19 protein-coding genes are annotated in these 14,701 nt (G+C 63.8%); 1 reads left to right on the top strand and 18 read right to left on the bottom strand.

Annotation, left to right across the window (positions count from 1 at the left end; all coding sequences use genetic code 11):
* Positions 1-10: 10 nt before the first annotated feature.
* From WJU17_RS02405 to WJU17_RS02380, 6 genes are all read right to left on the bottom strand, one after another.
* A complete protein-coding gene (locus WJU17_RS02405) occupies positions 11-319 on the bottom strand; it encodes an integration host factor subunit alpha (RefSeq protein ID WP_346325749.1) in 309 nt (102 codons plus the stop codon).
* 103 nt (positions 320-422) lie between these two features.
* Complete coding sequence (locus tag WJU17_RS02400) at positions 423-1,391, bottom strand: beta-ketoacyl-ACP synthase III (protein ID WP_346325748.1); 969 nt, start codon at positions 1,389-1,391, stop codon at positions 423-425.
* Entirely contained in the window at positions 1,388-2,440 is a 1,053-nt protein-coding gene (gene plsX / locus WJU17_RS02395; RefSeq protein WP_346325747.1) for a phosphate acyltransferase PlsX, read from the bottom strand. Before plsX ends, WJU17_RS02400 begins: the two co-directional genes overlap by 4 nt.
* Before the next feature lie 24 nt (positions 2,441-2,464).
* Complete coding sequence (gene rpmF, locus WJU17_RS02390) at positions 2,465-2,650, bottom strand: 50S ribosomal protein L32 (protein WP_346325746.1); 186 nt, start codon at positions 2,648-2,650, stop codon at positions 2,465-2,467.
* Between the two features lie 83 nt (positions 2,651-2,733).
* Positions 2,734-3,255, bottom strand: coding sequence for a DUF177 domain-containing protein (locus WJU17_RS02385; RefSeq protein WP_346325745.1), 522 nt, complete (start codon positions 3,253-3,255; stop codon positions 2,734-2,736).
* Positions 3,252-3,785: a ubiquinol-cytochrome C chaperone family protein gene (locus WJU17_RS02380; protein WP_346325744.1), complete on the bottom strand. Its 534-nt coding sequence runs from the start codon at positions 3,783-3,785 to the stop codon at positions 3,252-3,254. The genes WJU17_RS02385 and WJU17_RS02380 overlap by 4 nt, the downstream gene beginning before the upstream one ends.
* Before the next feature lie 171 nt (positions 3,786-3,956).
* On the opposite strand from WJU17_RS02380, the gene bamE reads away from it, so the two are divergent.
* A complete protein-coding gene (gene bamE, locus WJU17_RS02375) occupies positions 3,957-4,421 on the top strand; it encodes an outer membrane protein assembly factor BamE (protein ID WP_346325743.1) in 465 nt (154 codons plus the stop codon).
* A 79-nt stretch (positions 4,422-4,500) separates the two neighbouring features.
* Here bamE and WJU17_RS02370 read toward each other — a convergent pair whose 3' ends face one another.
* The 12 genes from WJU17_RS02370 to nrdR form a co-directional block, all read right to left on the bottom strand.
* Positions 4,501-6,597, bottom strand: coding sequence for a sodium-translocating pyrophosphatase (locus WJU17_RS02370; protein WP_346325742.1), 2,097 nt, complete (start codon positions 6,595-6,597; stop codon positions 4,501-4,503).
* Between the two features lie 256 nt (positions 6,598-6,853).
* Positions 6,854-7,039, bottom strand: a complete 186-nt coding sequence (locus WJU17_RS02365; protein WP_346325741.1) for a hypothetical protein — start codon at positions 7,037-7,039, stop codon at positions 6,854-6,856.
* Between the two features lies 1 nt (position 7,040).
* Entirely contained in the window at positions 7,041-7,685 is a 645-nt protein-coding gene (locus WJU17_RS02360; RefSeq protein ID WP_346325740.1) for an acyl-homoserine-lactone synthase, read from the bottom strand.
* A 195-nt stretch (positions 7,686-7,880) separates the two neighbouring features.
* A complete protein-coding gene (locus tag WJU17_RS02355; RefSeq protein WP_346325739.1) occupies positions 7,881-8,603 on the bottom strand; it encodes a LuxR family transcriptional regulator in 723 nt (240 codons plus the stop codon).
* Positions 8,604-8,607: 4 nt separating this feature from the next.
* Entirely contained in the window at positions 8,608-9,252 is a 645-nt protein-coding gene (locus WJU17_RS02350) for a hypothetical protein (protein ID WP_346325738.1), read from the bottom strand.
* 241 nt (positions 9,253-9,493) lie between these two features.
* The gene (thiL, locus tag WJU17_RS02345; RefSeq protein ID WP_346325737.1) at positions 9,494-10,471 is read right to left on the bottom strand and encodes a thiamine-phosphate kinase; all 978 of its coding nucleotides are present in this window, start codon (positions 10,469-10,471) and stop codon (positions 9,494-9,496) included.
* A 12-nt stretch (positions 10,472-10,483) separates the two neighbouring features.
* Positions 10,484-10,969 (bottom strand): transcription antitermination factor NusB, encoded by a 486-nt coding sequence (gene nusB / locus WJU17_RS02340; protein WP_346325736.1) that lies wholly within the window; start codon positions 10,967-10,969, stop codon positions 10,484-10,486.
* Positions 10,966-11,406 (bottom strand): 6,7-dimethyl-8-ribityllumazine synthase, encoded by a 441-nt coding sequence (locus tag WJU17_RS02335; RefSeq protein WP_346325735.1) that lies wholly within the window; start codon positions 11,404-11,406, stop codon positions 10,966-10,968. Before WJU17_RS02335 ends, nusB begins: the two co-directional genes overlap by 4 nt.
* The gene (ribB, locus tag WJU17_RS02330; protein WP_346325734.1) at positions 11,399-12,520 is read right to left on the bottom strand and encodes a 3,4-dihydroxy-2-butanone-4-phosphate synthase; all 1,122 of its coding nucleotides are present in this window, start codon (positions 12,518-12,520) and stop codon (positions 11,399-11,401) included. The genes WJU17_RS02335 and ribB overlap by 8 nt, the downstream gene beginning before the upstream one ends.
* A gap of 4 nt (positions 12,521-12,524) precedes the next feature.
* A complete protein-coding gene (locus tag WJU17_RS02325) occupies positions 12,525-13,112 on the bottom strand; it encodes a riboflavin synthase (RefSeq protein WP_346325733.1) in 588 nt (195 codons plus the stop codon).
* Positions 13,113-13,119: 7 nt separating this feature from the next.
* Complete coding sequence (gene ribD / locus WJU17_RS02320) at positions 13,120-14,244, bottom strand: bifunctional diaminohydroxyphosphoribosylaminopyrimidine deaminase/5-amino-6-(5-phosphoribosylamino)uracil reductase RibD (protein ID WP_346325732.1); 1,125 nt, start codon at positions 14,242-14,244, stop codon at positions 13,120-13,122.
* A complete protein-coding gene (nrdR, locus tag WJU17_RS02315) occupies positions 14,225-14,686 on the bottom strand; it encodes a transcriptional regulator NrdR (RefSeq protein ID WP_346325731.1) in 462 nt (153 codons plus the stop codon). The genes ribD and nrdR overlap by 20 nt, the downstream gene beginning before the upstream one ends.
* Positions 14,687-14,701: the final 15 nt, after the last annotated feature.

Genomic DNA, 14,701 nt, shown 5'->3' with positions numbered 1-14,701 from the left:
CACGCTCTGCTCAACTGGGCGCCCGTGTCGCGCTGGCGACGATGGACTTCAGTACCTGACTGGGACGGAAGACCAGCACGCGCCTTGGACCGATCGGCACCTCTTCTCCGGTCTTCGGATTGCGGCCCGTGCGGCCGCCTTTGCTGCGCACGACGAAACTGCCAAAGGACGAAATCTTTACGCTTTCGCCTTCAACCAATTTATCAGAAATGATGTCGAGTACCTTCTCGACCAGTTCGGCGGACTCGTTGCGCGAGAGACCTACCTCCTGGTACACGGCCTCGCTGAGATCCGCTCGCGTCACGGTTTTGCCGCTCATCGCACGCCCCTGTTCCCCTAGTGGAAGGGAAAAGGTTAGACACGTGCGTTAAACCAGTCAATATAAAAGGAAATTCCGCCGCTATGCCGGATGGCGGAGCGCGCTACCAGCGGACGAGGCTGGCACCCCAGGTAAAGCCGCCGCCCATCGCTTCGAGCAGAACCAGATCCCCGCGCTTGATGCGACCATCCCGGACGGCCCGCTCGAGCGCCAGCGGCACAGAAGCGGCGGATGTGTTGCCATGGTCGTGAACCGTGACGACGACCCTGTCAGGATCCACGCCGAGCTTCTTCGCCGTGGCGTCGAGAATGCGCCGGTTGGCCTGATGAGGGACAATCCAGTCTATATCAGAAGGGCTTAGACCAGTATCCTGAAGCACGGCTTCAACAATGTCGGCCAAATTCGTCACGGCGTGCTTGAAGACATCCTTGCCGCGCATCCGAAGCTTGCCGACGGTTTGGGTCGTGGATGGTCCGCCATCCACATAGAGCAGGTCGTGCTTGGTGCCGTCGCTACGCAACTTGTTGGCGATGATGCCACGGTCGCCCGCGTCCGTTTCGCCACTCAGGACAACCGCTCCGGCACCGTCGCCAAACAGCACGCAGGTCGTGCGGTCTTCCCAGTCGAGGATTCGGGAAAAGGTTTCGGCGCCGATGAGCAGGATGTTTTTTGCCAGCCCGCCGCGGATGAGATTGTCAGCGACGGCAAAGCCGTAGACGAAGCCGGAGCACACCGCCTGAAGATCGAATGCCGCGCCGCCGGTAATGCCCAGCTTGGCCTGCACCGTCACCGCCGTGGCGGGAAAGGTCTCGTCGGGAGTCGCGGTGGCGACCAGCACCATGTCGATGCTCGATGCATCCATGCCGGCGTTCTCGAGCGCGGCGCGCCCCGCCGCGGTCGCCAGGTCCGAGGTATACTCTCCCTCGGCGGCGATATGGCGCTGCATGATGCCGGTACGCTCGACAATCCAGTCGTCGGTGGTATCGACGATCTTCGCCATCTCGGCATTGGTGACGATACGGGCCGGCAGATAGGCGCCGACTCCCTTGACCACTGTCCTGGTGCCACTCACGGTATCATCACCTCTGCTGGTGCAGCCGGCCTCTGGCTGCCGAACCTGGCCATGTCTTCGGCGATGCGGGCGTTCAGATCGCCTTCCGCCAGATCCTTCGCGACGCCGATGGCGCTGGCGATGCCGGCCGCGTTGGCGCCGCCGTGACTTTTCACGACGAGACCGTTCAGGCCGACGAACATGCCGCCATTGTGCGTATTGGGATCGAGATGCGCGCGCAAGGTCCTGAGGCCGCCGCGCGCCATGATGTATCCCAGCATGGAGAGCGGCGAGTTCCGGAACGCGCGGCGAAACAGGTCCGCAATCAGCGTGGCGGTGCCTTCGATGGTCTTGAGCGCCACGTTGCCGGTAAAGCCATCGGTCACGAAGACATCGGCTTTGCCCTGCCCGATATCGTTGCCCTCGGCAAAGCCCGTGAACTCGAAATGCAGGTCGAGCTTGCGGAGAATCTCCGCCGCGTCCTTGACCTCTTCATTGCCTTTGAGTTCTTCCGTGCCGATGTTCAGCAACGCCACCTTGGGACGCTCGACGCCGAGCACCAGACGCGCATAGGCGGCGCCCATGACGGCGAACTCGACCAGATTATCGGCAGAGCATTCCACATTGGCGCCGAGATCGAGCATGGCGCTCTCGCCACGCTTGCTGGGCAGCAGGGTCACCAAGGCAGGCCGGTCGATGCCGGGCAGTGTCCGCAGGATGAATTTGGAGAGCGCCATCAGCGCGCCCGTATTGCCGGCCGACAGGGCCACATGGGCCTTGCCGTCGCTCACTGCCTGGATCGCCAGTCCCATACTCGACGCCCGCCCCTTGCGGAGCGCCTGGCTGGGTTTCATGCCACCGTCGACCACGCTTTCCGCGTGAATGACCGTACAGCAATCCTTCAGCTTGGGACGGCTGGCAAGAGCGGCTTCCAGCTGTTCCCCGTCGCCGAACAACAGGTACTTGACGTGGGGATACCGCTCCCGCGCGAGCTCTGTGCCATCGAGAATGACGCCGGGGGCGTTATCGCCACCCATGGCGTCGAGGGCGATCGTTAGGGCGCCTGCCAATGCGACATCCCCAGCACCCGATCCTTAAAAGGTCTCAGTGGCCTCGACAACCTCACGGCCATCATAATGGCCGCACGCCGAGCAGACGTGATGCGGCAGCTTCACTTCGCCGCAGTTCGAGCACTCGATCGAACCGGTCACCGGCAGCGCGTGGTGCGAGCGGCGCATGTTCCGCCGCGAGGGCGTCGTTTTTCTTTTCGGTACCGCCATCTGTCGATCTCTTATTCTAGAAAAGCGCCCCGACCACCGGGGCCGCGTTTAGGCGCCAGAACATACTCAGAATTCTACGCGCTTCAAGCTTTGTCTTTCAGTTTCTTTAAAACAGCGAACGGGTTGGAAACATCTTCCGCGATCTCTTCGGGCAGCGCGACTTCCGTATCGGCCAGATCGGCGCGGCGCGGATAGGGATCGAGAGCCAGCGCCAAATACTGGACGCAGATGTCGCCCAGATCAACCAGTCCGGCACCGACGACCTCCACATCCTCCTCGTCCGGTTGAAGATCGAGTTCGGCGGAGGTCTGCTCCTGCTCTTCGGTCACCAGCCGGATATGAAGCATCTCATCGATATCGGCCTCCACCGGATCGAGGCTGACGACGCAGCGCTGGGTCACGGCCGCGGTCATCCGAGCCTCGAACCGCGCGGTGGCACCCTTGCGAACGGGATCGAGCCGGCCGAGAACGCGCAGATCGCGGACGGCCACGATTTCGAGCCTCGTGGCGATGGCGGCGCATTCCTCGGGACTGGCGACGAAATCGATGGCGCGGCCGCTGTCGGTCAGCGCGCCGATATCGATGGGACGATGCATCTCGCTCATGGCTTTGGTTCTCCCAGCGCGGGTCCGAAGGTCACCTCGCCCGCCATCAATCGATCAAGAGGCTGCTCGCCCAGATGCGCCGCTTCCCGTCTGGCATAGGCCACCATGGACGCCAGGCTTTCATCCGACGGCGGCGCCGAGCGGTAAAGATTGCGCAGCAAAGCCTGTTCCAGGGCGTCGCCGCCGGTATCGAGGCCCTCATCATAGGCTTTGACCCGGCCCATGAAAGCCTTGCCCATGGCCCTCACCCTCTTGCCGATCCCCATGTCGCCCACGCCCATCTCGCGCAGCGAGCGGTCCATGTCGGAAAACATCTCATCGAACAGCACCTGGGACAAGGTCTCGCCCCGCTCGCCGCCGTCCCGGAGACGGCGCATGACGAGAAACGCGTGCAACACGATCATGTCGAAGCGTCCGTCCAGCGTATCGGGCACGCCGCCGTCCAGATAGAAGGCAGGCTGGCGCGACTGGCCCACGAGCGTGTTATACAGCGCGTTCGCGACCAGCTGGTCCGGGGTTGGGACGAACATCCTGCGTAGGCTTCTGATGAACTGCAGCATCACTTGTTCCGCTTGGTCCATCGCCGACCGGCGCGCGACGTTGACAGTGCCGGGGTGCGATGCCATTTTCTAGCCCAGCGAGATAGGCCCTTGGTCGCGCGCCGTCAACCGGCGGGCGTCATATCCAGTTAGAGAGACACGGTGAAGAAACAGACTCTTTTCGTTGCGTTGGGTCTGGCGGTGACCGTTACGGTCGGACTGCCGGGCTGCGCCAAGACCGTGGATCAGCGCGGCTATCTGATGGATGAGGAGCTGATCAAGGAAATCCGCCCCGGCGTCGACAACCGGGCCTCGGTCCTCGCCGCGCTGGGCACGCCGACCGTTCCGGGCACGTTCGACGACGAGAACTGGTACTACGTCTCGCGCACCCATGAGAGCTGGGCGTTCTTCCGGCCCGACACGGTGGACAACCAGGTGCTGCAGGTTTCGTTCGACCCGAGCGGCAACGTGAAGGAAATCACGAGAGCGGGCATGGAAGCCGCCCGCGAAGTCAATCCGGTCGGCGCCAAGACGCCGACACGCGGCAAGGAACTGGGCTTCTTCGAGCAGATCTTCAGTAATATCGGCCGTTTCAGCGGTCCCGGCCCGGCTTCGCCCGGCAACTGATCGGCTCTGACGCCTGATGGAATGAAAAAGGCCCCGGCGGTCACCCGCCGGGGCCTTTGACGTTTATCGCCGCCGTGGATCAGCCCTGCGCCAGGATGGCGAGCAGCAGAAGCGCGACGATGTTGGTGATCTTGATCATCGGGTTGACCGCCGGACCGGCCGTATCCTTGTAGGGATCGCCGACCGTATCGCCGGTCACCGCGGCCTTGTGGGCTTCCGAGCCCTTGCCGCCATGATGGCCATCCTCGATGTACTTCTTGGCGTTGTCCCATGCGCCGCCGCCGGCGGTCATGGAGATCGCGACGAAGACGCCGGTCACGATGACGCCGAGCAGCATGGCGCCGAGCGCGGCGAAGGCGTTGGCCTGGCCGGCGATGGCGTTGAACAGGAAGTACACGACGATCGGCGACAGGACCGGCAACAGCGACGGCACGATCATTTCCCGAATCGCCGCCTTGGTCAGCAGATCGACCGAGCGGGCGTAGTTGGGCTTGGACGTGCCCTGCATGATGCCGGGATTGTCGCGGAACTGGGCCCGGACCTCCTCGACGATGGCGCCGGCGGCACGGCCGACGGCCATCATGCCCATGGAGCCGAACAGGTAGGGCAGCAGACCGCCGATCAGCAGGCCGACGACCACGTAGGGATTGGACAGGCTGAAATCGACGACGATGTCGGTGAAGAAGTGGCTGAGATCTTCCGTATAGGCCGCGAAGAGCACCAGCGCGCCGAGGCCGGCGGAACCGATGGCGTAACCCTTGGTGACCGCCTTGGTGGTGTTGCCGACCGCGTCGAGCGCGTCGGTGACCTTGCGCACTTCCGGATCGAGCTCGGCCATTTCGGCGATGCCGCCCGCATTGTCGGTCACGGGACCATAGGCATCGAGCGCCACGACCATGCCCGCCAGCGCCAGCATGGTGCTGACCGCGATGGCGATACCGAAGAGGCCGGCCAGCATGTAGGTGACCACGATGCCCGCGCAAATGACGATCGCCGGCAGGGCGGTGGCTTCCATCGAGACCGCGAGGCCCTGGATGACGTTGGTGCCATGGCCGGTGGTGGAGGCCTGGGCGATGCTCTTGACCGGACGGAAGTTGGTGCCCGTGTAATATTCGGTGATCCAGATCAGCAGACCGGTGATCACGAGGCCCGTCACGCCGCACAGGAACAGGTCCATGGCCGTGAAGATCTTTTCACCCGCCGAGAATTCGGCACCCATCCCGCCCAGGAGCGCCTGGGTCAAAGGATAGAGCGCAGCGAGCGACAGGACGGCCGTGGCGATGAAGCCCTTGTAGAGCGCGCCCATGATGTTGTTCGACTTACCGAGGCGCACGAAGAACGTGCCGATGATGGAGGTGATGATGCAGACGCCGCCGATGGCGAGCGGGTAGAGCATCAGGCTCTCCTGCTGCGGACCGACGAAAAAGATGCTGGCGAGCACCATGGTGGCGACGATGGTCACCGCATAGGTCTCGAACAGGTCGGCGGCCATGCCGGCGCAATCGCCCACATTGTCGCCCACATTATCGGCGATCACGGCCGGGTTGCGCGGGTCGTCCTCGGGAATGCCCGCCTCGACCTTGCCGACGAGATCGGCGCCGACGTCCGCACCCTTGGTGAAGATGCCGCCGCCCAGCCGGGCGAAGATGGAGATCAGGGACGCCCCGAAACCGAGCGATACGAGACCGTCGATCAGGGTCCGGTCGCTGAGGCCGTAGCCCAGTTTCTGCAGCAGCGCGTAATAGCCCGCGACGCCCAGCAAGGCGAGACCGGCGACCAGCATGCCGGTGACCGCGCCAGAGCGGAACGCCAGGCTGAGGCCGGCGGCCAGACCGATGCGCGAGGCCTCGGCCGTACGGACGTTGGCACGCACGGAGACGATCATGCCGATGTATCCGGCGGCGCCGGAAAGAACCGCGCCAATGACGAAGCCGAGCGCGGCGAACTTGCCCAGCACGATGAACAGCGCAATGGCAATGACGATGCCGACGATACCGATGGTGGTGTATTGCCGGTTCAGATACGCCTTGGCCCCTTCCTGGATGGCGGCGGCGATTTCCTGCATTCTCGCGTTACCGGGACTTGACGCGAGAATACTGCGTCCTGTCACGACGCCGTAGAGAACGGCGAGCAGACCGCAGCCGATGACTAACCATAGCCATAGTTCAAATGACATTAGTGACTTCCCTCGTTTCGTTTTGTTCTGATTGGCCCTCGTTTCAGTTGAAAAACCTTGGAAGGCTCTATGGTGCCGTCCTTTTTCGGACGTTTGGTTCGAAAAAAACTGTGACCTATCGTATCCCCAAACGCAAGCGCCGGGCCTCGACAGGGAAAATGCCTGTCGAAAGCCCGGCGCTGATGCCGGCCCAAGTATATCCGGCAAAAACCTTCTGCGTAATCCGCCCGGTAAATGAAGCGGTTACGGCCTTTGTTCAGTTCGCGCTGCCGCGAATCCACTTCGAGATATCGTTGATCGCTTCGTCGAGGATCTGAGCCACTTCGCTCAGCTCGGCCCAACGCGCTTCACGGGCCAGATACTGGAGGCCGGGAAGAAGCGACTGGGCATTCTCCTGAGCGGTTTCGGCCACCAAACCACTGATACGCATTTCCGGGGTCATGTTAAGCCACCTTCTCTTGAGTTTCGCGAGCGACCAGGTCGTCCGCAGTCTGAAGTACGGAGTACGTGATGCCGAGCTTGCCGCGGACGCGCGCCAGGATTTCGGCGGAAACCTTCGGGGCGACCGCGCGGACGGCCTCGCCGCCGATCATGCGGGTTTCGCCCAGAACCGTGACCGGCCAGCCCGTGCGCTCCATCAGGATGGTCTGCAGCGCGACCGGCATCAGGATGTAGAACTCGTCGATCCCCTCGCGGATGCCAAACTCCAGGTAGGCGCACATCATCTCGCCGACGGCGCGCAGGCGCTCGTGCTCCGGAAGGTCGGGATCGACCGCGAGGCGGGTGCCTTCCCACACGCGCTCGGACTTGACCAGCGGCGCGAAGGTGACCATGTCGGGGAATACTTCCTCGAGCATGTAAGGCATGGTGGTGGGGCTGACGCGCGTCACGGCCCGGACGACGTTGTGCTTGTCCCTGTAGGTCAGGTAGGTCGCCGCAGGCGTATCGAACTGGTCGAACTCCATGCCCCGGTAGCTCGGGACATCGTAGCTCTGCTGCTGGATGAAAACCTTATAACGAAGGCGATGCTGCGACGCGATCGCGTCGCCGAACATGTGAGCGGTCTCGCAGGTAATACAATCGATCATGGCTCTGTCATCAGTTTGCTGGTTGAAGCCTGATGACGTTACCCCGCTGACGCACCTCCCACACCTACGGTACTCCGTAGGGTTTTGCGAAATGTGACTAGCTCATTGAATTCACAGATGGTTCCGCGCAGGCCAATAAGAAGGGCCGCGACAGTGCCTGTCGCGGCCCTCGCCCGAACACGGGTAAAGACGGAATTAGGGAAGAATAAGGCCGAGATGCAGCGCTTTGACGACCGCGGTGATGCGGGAATCCACGTCCAGCTTCTTGAGAATGTTGCGGACATGGAACTCGACGCCGTGCTCGGAGATGCCGATGATCTCGCCGATGGTCCAGTTGCTCTTGCCTTGGGCGCACCAGTGCAGAACTTCCCGTTCGCGGGCGGTCAGCGACACGACGATCTGATCGCGGCTGCCTGGCTCCTCGAAGGACCAGTAGTTGAGGTGGAATTGGTGAACCAGCGCGTTGAGGACGCCGAGATGACGTGCGGCGTCGGTCTGACCGATGCTGCTCGCCAGGCCGACACCCGAGCTCTCACCGCGCGGACCATGCAGCGGAATGCCGACACCATCATTGAGGCCGGCATCCACCGCGCCACCCATGAGGTTCTGCTGCTGCTTGGTCAGGTGCATGTGCTTGGGCAGCGCGTCCCAGCAGAAGGGGCGCGGCGCCACGATGCCATACCGCACGACCGGATCGAACTTGTCCCAGCGCTTGGCCGCGTACTGGCCCAGCCACTCATTGGGATAATTGGTCAGGACCACCGAGGAGCCCTCTTCCTCGCCCTCGCCGACGGCGCGGGTGCTGTGGTACATCACCCGGTCGAAGCCGTACTGGCCCACGGCCTGACGGAACAGAACCAGCGCCTCGTCACGCGATCCGGCGGCATTCGACCGTTCGATGTAATCGAGAATTTCCATGGGCCTACCCGATCTCTGGAGAAATCAGGTGCAGACGAAGCGCGATCACGACCGCGTGGACTTCGTTCTGCGCGCGAAGACTCTTGGTCGAGGTGCGCATGTGCCGGCGGAAATCATCCGGCGACATGCCGTAGGCGCTCAGACGCGCCTGGGTAACGGCCCCTTCCGCCTGAAGCCGGAGGCAGCACTTCTCTTCCTCGGAGAGCTGCGGCACCGGCGGAATAAATCCGTAGGCCTTCAGCGCCTGGGAGGCCTGAGAATAGAATTCGCGGCCACGATCCAGCAGATCGCCGGTGGCGACCTCGCCCAAGGCGTGCGGCATCAAGGTCAGCAGCGCCTTCTCATCATCGGCGCCGCGATAGGGCAGCACGAGGACCGGCGACTGGCTTCCGGCGGGGTCCGACCACCAGAACGCACCCCGTCCCATCGACTCGCCGATGGACAGGGGCGCCAGGACGGTCGCCATGCGGGCCAGATAACCCGGCTGATCCACGATGGACATGCTCGTGAGGGTGATATCAGGGCACTCACCGTCATTCCAGACGGTGTAGAGGTGGAAGCCAAAATGCGCGAAGCCACGGGTACGCACGAACGCCCCGAACTTGCGCTTGATCCCTTCCAGTTCGCCTACCTGCTCGTACTCTGTCATTACCTGTTCTTTATGAACCCGGTCCCACACGCGGTGGATAATAGGGATGAATTCGCAGCCGCACAATGTCTCATGACCGAAATGAATGCACCGGGACAGCAAATTCCGGCACAAATCCGGTCAACGGAACGGGTTTCCGGTTTTCGCCGAGCGAAGCGCCCCTATTCAGGCCGGAAATACCACCTGGAAACTTCAAAAATCCGGCGATCATCTCGACTCGATAATAGAAATTTGAAATATTCTACCGGTGACGATAACCGGTCTGGTGCAGGACCACCGGCGTGCCGGCGGCGTCGAGCACCCGCACCCCCTGCCCCTCCGTCACAGTGCCGATCCGGGTCACGGGAATACCGAGTTGCGCCGCCTGTTCGAGCAAGGGCGCAAGCCTCTCTGGCGGGATGGTGAAGGCAATTTCGTAGTCGTCGCCCCCGGACAGAACCAGCTCGCCCAGATCGGGGCGTCGCTCGAGCTGGGCGCGCGCCGCGTCCGACAGCGGGATCGCGTCCATCTCCAGCACCACGCCGACCGCCGAGGCCCGCGACAGGTGACCGATATCGGCGGCAAGTCCATCGGAGATGTCGAGGCCCGCGCTGGCGCATCCGGGCAACAGGGGGCCGAGCGCAACGCGCGGCCGGGGCAGCAGATAGCGGTCAGCGAGAAACCCGGTGGGATCATCGAGTTCGCCGTTCAGGGCCAGCAGCCCCAGCGCCGCGTCGCCGATGGTCCCGGAGACGCATACCGCCTCGCCCGGGCGGGCGCCATTCCGGCGCAGAATCCGGCCGGTGGGCGTAAGACCGAACGCCGTCAGCGACAGGGTCAGCGGCCCCGGCGTCGACGTGGTGTCGCCGCCCAGGAGGACCACGCCATATGTTCGCTGATCCTCGGCAAGACCGGCCGCGAACGCGCGTAGCCAGTCATCGTCCTGATCCGGAGACAGGCTCAGACCGAGCGCATAGCCGTAGGGCGACGCGCCCATTCCCGCGAGATCGGACAGGTTGACGCGCAGAAGCTTGCGGGCGACGAGCGCGGGTGGATCCTGGGGACGGAAATGTACCCCGGCGACCATCATGTCCTTGGTCATCACCAGCTGATGGCCCGGCGGTACCGGGATCGTGGCGGCGTCGTCGGTCAGACCGAACGCGCCAGGCGCTTCGGCGCTCAGGGGCGCGAACAGCTCAGCGATGAGCTCGAATTCGCCCAGCCCCGTCTGGCCCGGCATGACGCCGGCCCGTCAGCGACCCGATCCGGAACGGACCTGGCGCGAGACATTGTCGAGAACACCGTTGACGAAGGCAGGCTCCTTCCCGGTGAAGAAGGCGTGCGCTACGTCCATATACTCGTTGATGATGACTGGCGTGGGAACATCGGGGCGCGCCATGGCTTCGTAGGCCCCCGCCCTGAGAACGGCGAGAACGAGACGCTCCAGGCGGTCGATCGTGCGGCTGCCGGTCAGCGCCGCGCCGATATGGGCGTCGATCTCGCCGCGACGGTCCCAGGCTCCCATGACGATGTCCGAAAACAGTTCCTCATCGGCCGGGGTGTAGACATCGCCGTCCACTTCCTTGCCGAGACGCCAGGCGCGAAACTCCGAGATGACCAGGGCGGGCACCGCTTCCTCGCTGGAGGCCAGCTGATAGAGAGCCTGAACGGCCGCGAGACGGGAGGCGCTGCGCGAGCCAGCCTTGTCCTTCGGTTGAGCCTTGCTTTCGGTCATCATGCGAGACCGAACTCCCGTTTCACGGCGATCATGCGCAGCGCCGCGTGCGCCACCTCGCCACCCTTGTTCTTCCGGTCGACGGACGCCCGGGCCCAGGCCTGCTCGTCGTTCTCGACCGTCAGCACGCCAAAGCCGATGGCGAGGCGGTCACGATACGCCAGTTCCTGCAGGCCGCGGGCGCTTTCGGCGCACACGTAATCATAATGGGTGGTTTCACCGCGGATGACACAACCGAGCGCGACGTAGCCGTCATAGCGCTTGCGGGATGCCGCCGCCATGGCGACCGCCGCGGGAATTTCGAAGGCGCCCGGCACATCCAGTACATCATAGGTCGCGCCCGCCTCGTCGAGCGCCAAGGTCGCGCCGCGCGTCAGTTCGGCGATGATGTCCTCGTAAAACGGCGCCCGGATCACGAGCAGATGCGGCTTGTCAGACATGAGCGGTTTCGATCTCCAGAGGCAGCTGGTCGACGACGGTCAAGCCATAGCCTTCCAGGCCAACGATCGTATGATGGGTATTCGAGAGCAGGATCATGTCCTTGACGCCCACGTCGAGCAGGATCTGGGCGCCGATCCCGTAATCCAGCAGCCGGCCTGATTGCGAGCCCTGCCGCATGGACCGCGCGGCGACCGCCCGGGAAAGGACGGTCGGCTGGATATTGGTCAGGATCACCACGACACCCCGGCCGATCTGGCCGATCTTGCGCATGGCGTCATGCAACTGACCAGGGCGAGCCGATACGTCGCCGACGATGTCGGAGAACATGTCCAGCAGGTGCATGCGGACCGGGACCGGTTCATCGCCGCGAATGTCACCCTTGATCAGCACCACATGCTCGGCATATTCCGCCGTATTGGCGTAGATCTTCATCTGCCAGTCGCCGCCGTGCACGCTGTCGATATGCGTCTCGGAGATGCACTTGACCAGACTGTCATGCTTGCGGCGGTAGGCGATCAGGTCGGCGATGGTGCCGACCTTGAGATTGTGCCGCTGGGCGAAGGCGATCAGATCCGGCAGGCGGGCCATGCTGCCATCGTCGTTCATGATCTCGCAGATGACGCCGGCCGGAATCAGTCCGGCGAGACGGGCCACGTCCACCGCGGCTTCCGTATGACCGGCGCGCACGAGCACGCCACCGTCGCGGGCCATCAGGGGAAAGACGTGACCCGGAACGGCGATATCGGCCTGTCCCTTGGTCGGATCGATGGCGACGGAAATGGTCCGCGCCCGGTCCCGCGCCGAGATGCCGGTGGTCACGCCCTGGCGCGCCTCGATGGAAACCGTGAACGCGGTTTCATGGCGCGACAGATTCTCGGTCGTCATCATGGGCAGGCCGAGCGTTTCGATACGCTCGCGGGTCAGCGACAGGCAGATCAGGCCTCGTCCGTGGGTGGCCATGAAATTCACGGCATCCGGCGTGGCCATCTGCGCCGGGATCACGAGATCGCCTTCGTTCTCACGATCCTCGTCATCCACCAGGATGAACATCCTGCCGTTGCGCGCGTCGTCGATGACCTCTTCGATACCCGATAGCCCCGGATGACGGTCCAATCGCCTACTCCCGATCATTGAGGCGCGCTACATAGCGCGCCAGCACATCGACTTCCAGATTGATCCGGTCGCCGGCGCTGTTTTTGCCGAAAGTCGTCATCTGTTGCGTATGCGGAATGATATTCACGCCAAAAACATTTCCTTCGACCTCGTTGACGGTCAGGGACACGCCATTGACCGAGACCGAGCCTTTCGGCGCGATGAAGGACTTCAGTGACTGCGGCACCTCGAACAGGAAACGCAGGGAATCGCCCTCCGGCGTAATGCTGCGAATGGTGCCGACACCGTCGACATGCCCCAGCACGATGTGACCGCCCAATTCGTCGCCAAGGCGAAGCGAGCGCTCGAGATTGATCGACGTGCCTTCACGCCAGTCACCCAGATTGGTCTTGGCCAGGGTTTCCGCGGAGACATCCACGGCAAACCATCCCTCGCCCTTGTCGACGACGGTCAGACAGGCGCCGGAACAGGCGATGGAAGCGCCCATCTCGATGGTCGCGGTGTCATAGGAGGTGCCGATCTCGAACCGCGTGTCGCCGCGCGGCTTGATGAGACGGACATGGCCGATGTCGGTGATGATGCCAGTAAACATGGCGCCATTAATAGGTCGTGCGACGGTAGGTTTCCAGCACATCTTGGCCCAGCCGCACTGTCTCGACACAGTGAAAGCGCCGGAGCGCGCTGACCTTCACCACGCCGAGGGATTCGAGGGCCGTCAGCCCGTCGCCGCCCATGACGGCCGGCGCCCTGAACCAGGCGACGCGGTCCACGAGATCGGCCCGCAACAGGCTGCCGGCGACGGCGCGCCCCGATTCCGCGAGGACGCGGGTGATCCCGCGCGAGGCGAGCGCCGCAAGGACAGCCTGGACGTCGATGCCGCCGCCCTCGTTCGCCTCCAAGGCCAGAACATCGACACCCGCCGCTTCGAAGCGCCGACCATGGGCGCGTGCCGCCGCCTCCGTGGTGACGAGCCAAAGGGGAAGCTGCGCGGCGCCTCGTACCAGCTTGCTGTCCAGCGGCGTGCGAAGGTTGCTGTCCAGCACGATCCGTACCGGGCTGGCATGATCCAGTCCGTCGATCCGGCAGTTCAGCACCGGGTCATCCGCCAGCACGGTGCCGATGCCGGTCAGGACGGCGTCATGCCGCGCCCTCAGAAGATGGCCATAACGCCGGGCCTCCTCGCCGGTGATCCATTGGCTGTCGCCGCCGAACGCGGCGATCATGCCGTCGAGCGTGGTCGCCAGTTTGAGGGTCACCATGGGCCGACCCTCGGTGACGCGGCGCAGGAAGCCTTCGTTGATCTCGCGGGCGGCGGCTTCGAGCACGTTTTCGGTGACGGAAACGCCGGCGTTCCGCAACCGCGCGATGCCGCGGCCCGACACGCGCGGGTCAGGGTCGGTCAGCGCCACGACCACCCGGCTGATACCCGCTTCGATCAGTGCATCGGCGCAAGGCGCGGTCCGTCCATGATGGGAACAGGGCTCGAGCGTCACATAGGCCGTCGCGCCGCGGGCCGCCTCGCCCGCCTGCCGCAACGCTTCGGTTTCCGCATGGGGGCGGCCACCCGGCATGGTATGGCCGCGTCCGACGACCCGACCCTCGCCGACGATGACGCAGCCCACGGCCGGATTGGGTGCCACCTGTCCGAGCACGCGCGAGGCCAGGCCCAGCGCGGCCCGCATGTGCCGCATGTCGGTGGACGCGTCAGTCTTCGGGATCGCCATCCAGATTACCGATGAACTCCTCGAAATCCTTGGCTTCGCGGAAGTTCTTGTAGACCGAGGCGAAGCGCACATAGGCGACCTGATCCAGGCCGGCGAGACCTTCCATCACCAGTTCGCCGACCAGATCGGACGAAACGTCGCTCTCGCCCATGCTCTCGAGGCGGCGCACCAGACCGTTGATCAGACGCTCGACCCGCTCCGGTTCCACCGGCCGCTTGCGCAGCGCGATATTGATCGACCGTGCCAGCTTGTCACGATCGAAGGGCACCCGCCGTCCGGTCTTCTTCACCACCGTCAACTCGCGCAGCTGTACCCGCTCGAACGTGGTGAAGCGGGCGCCGCAGGCCGGGCAATGCCGCCGGCGGCGAATGGCCGAGCCATCTTCGCTCGGCCGCGAGTCCTTCACCTGGGTTTCTTCATTTCCGCAGAACGGACAGCGCATGGGTCCCCCTCCCTT

This window comes from Iodidimonas sp. SYSU 1G8 (assembly GCF_039655775.1).
Lineage (GTDB): Bacteria > Pseudomonadota > Alphaproteobacteria > SMXS01 > SMXS01 > RI-34.
This window is presented reverse-complemented; position numbering and strand designations above follow the sequence as displayed.

Excerpts from the sequence above, each read along its gene's own strand:
- thiL (WP_346325737.1), bottom strand. The coding sequence starts at position 10,471 with ATGCCGGGCCAGACGGGGCTGGGCGAATTCGAGCTCATCGCTGAGCTG.
- nrdR (WP_346325731.1), bottom strand. The coding sequence starts at position 14,686 with ATGCGCTGTCCGTTCTGCGGAAATGAAGAAACCCAGGTGAAGGACTCG.
- WJU17_RS02405 (WP_346325749.1), bottom strand. The coding sequence starts at position 319 with ATGAGCGGCAAAACCGTGACGCGAGCGGATCTCAGCGAGGCCGTGTAC.
- WJU17_RS02360 (WP_346325740.1), bottom strand. The coding sequence starts at position 7,685 with ATGATCGATTGTATTACCTGCGAGACCGCTCACATGTTCGGCGACGCG.
- WJU17_RS02335 (WP_346325735.1), bottom strand. The coding sequence starts at position 11,406 with ATGTCTGACAAGCCGCATCTGCTCGTGATCCGGGCGCCGTTTTACGAG.
- WJU17_RS02370 (WP_346325742.1), bottom strand. The coding sequence starts at position 6,597 with ATGTCATTTGAACTATGGCTATGGTTAGTCATCGGCTGCGGTCTGCTC.
- ribD (WP_346325732.1), bottom strand. The coding sequence starts at position 14,244 with ATGGCGATCCCGAAGACTGACGCGTCCACCGACATGCGGCACATGCGG.
- nusB (WP_346325736.1), bottom strand. The coding sequence starts at position 10,969 with ATGATGACCGAAAGCAAGGCTCAACCGAAGGACAAGGCTGGCTCGCGC.
- WJU17_RS02365 (WP_346325741.1), bottom strand. The coding sequence starts at position 7,039 with ATGACCCCGGAAATGCGTATCAGTGGTTTGGTGGCCGAAACCGCTCAG.
- WJU17_RS02355 (WP_346325739.1), bottom strand. The coding sequence starts at position 8,603 with ATGGAAATTCTCGATTACATCGAACGGTCGAATGCCGCCGGATCGCGT.
- WJU17_RS02385 (WP_346325745.1), bottom strand. The coding sequence starts at position 3,255 with ATGAGCGAGATGCATCGTCCCATCGATATCGGCGCGCTGACCGACAGC.
- WJU17_RS02325 (WP_346325733.1), bottom strand. The coding sequence starts at position 13,112 with ATGTTTACTGGCATCATCACCGACATCGGCCATGTCCGTCTCATCAAG.
- WJU17_RS02350 (WP_346325738.1), bottom strand. The coding sequence starts at position 9,252 with ATGACAGAGTACGAGCAGGTAGGCGAACTGGAAGGGATCAAGCGCAAG.
- WJU17_RS02380 (WP_346325744.1), bottom strand. The coding sequence starts at position 3,785 with ATGTTCGTCCCAACCCCGGACCAGCTGGTCGCGAACGCGCTGTATAAC.
- rpmF (WP_346325746.1), bottom strand. The coding sequence starts at position 2,650 with ATGGCGGTACCGAAAAGAAAAACGACGCCCTCGCGGCGGAACATGCGC.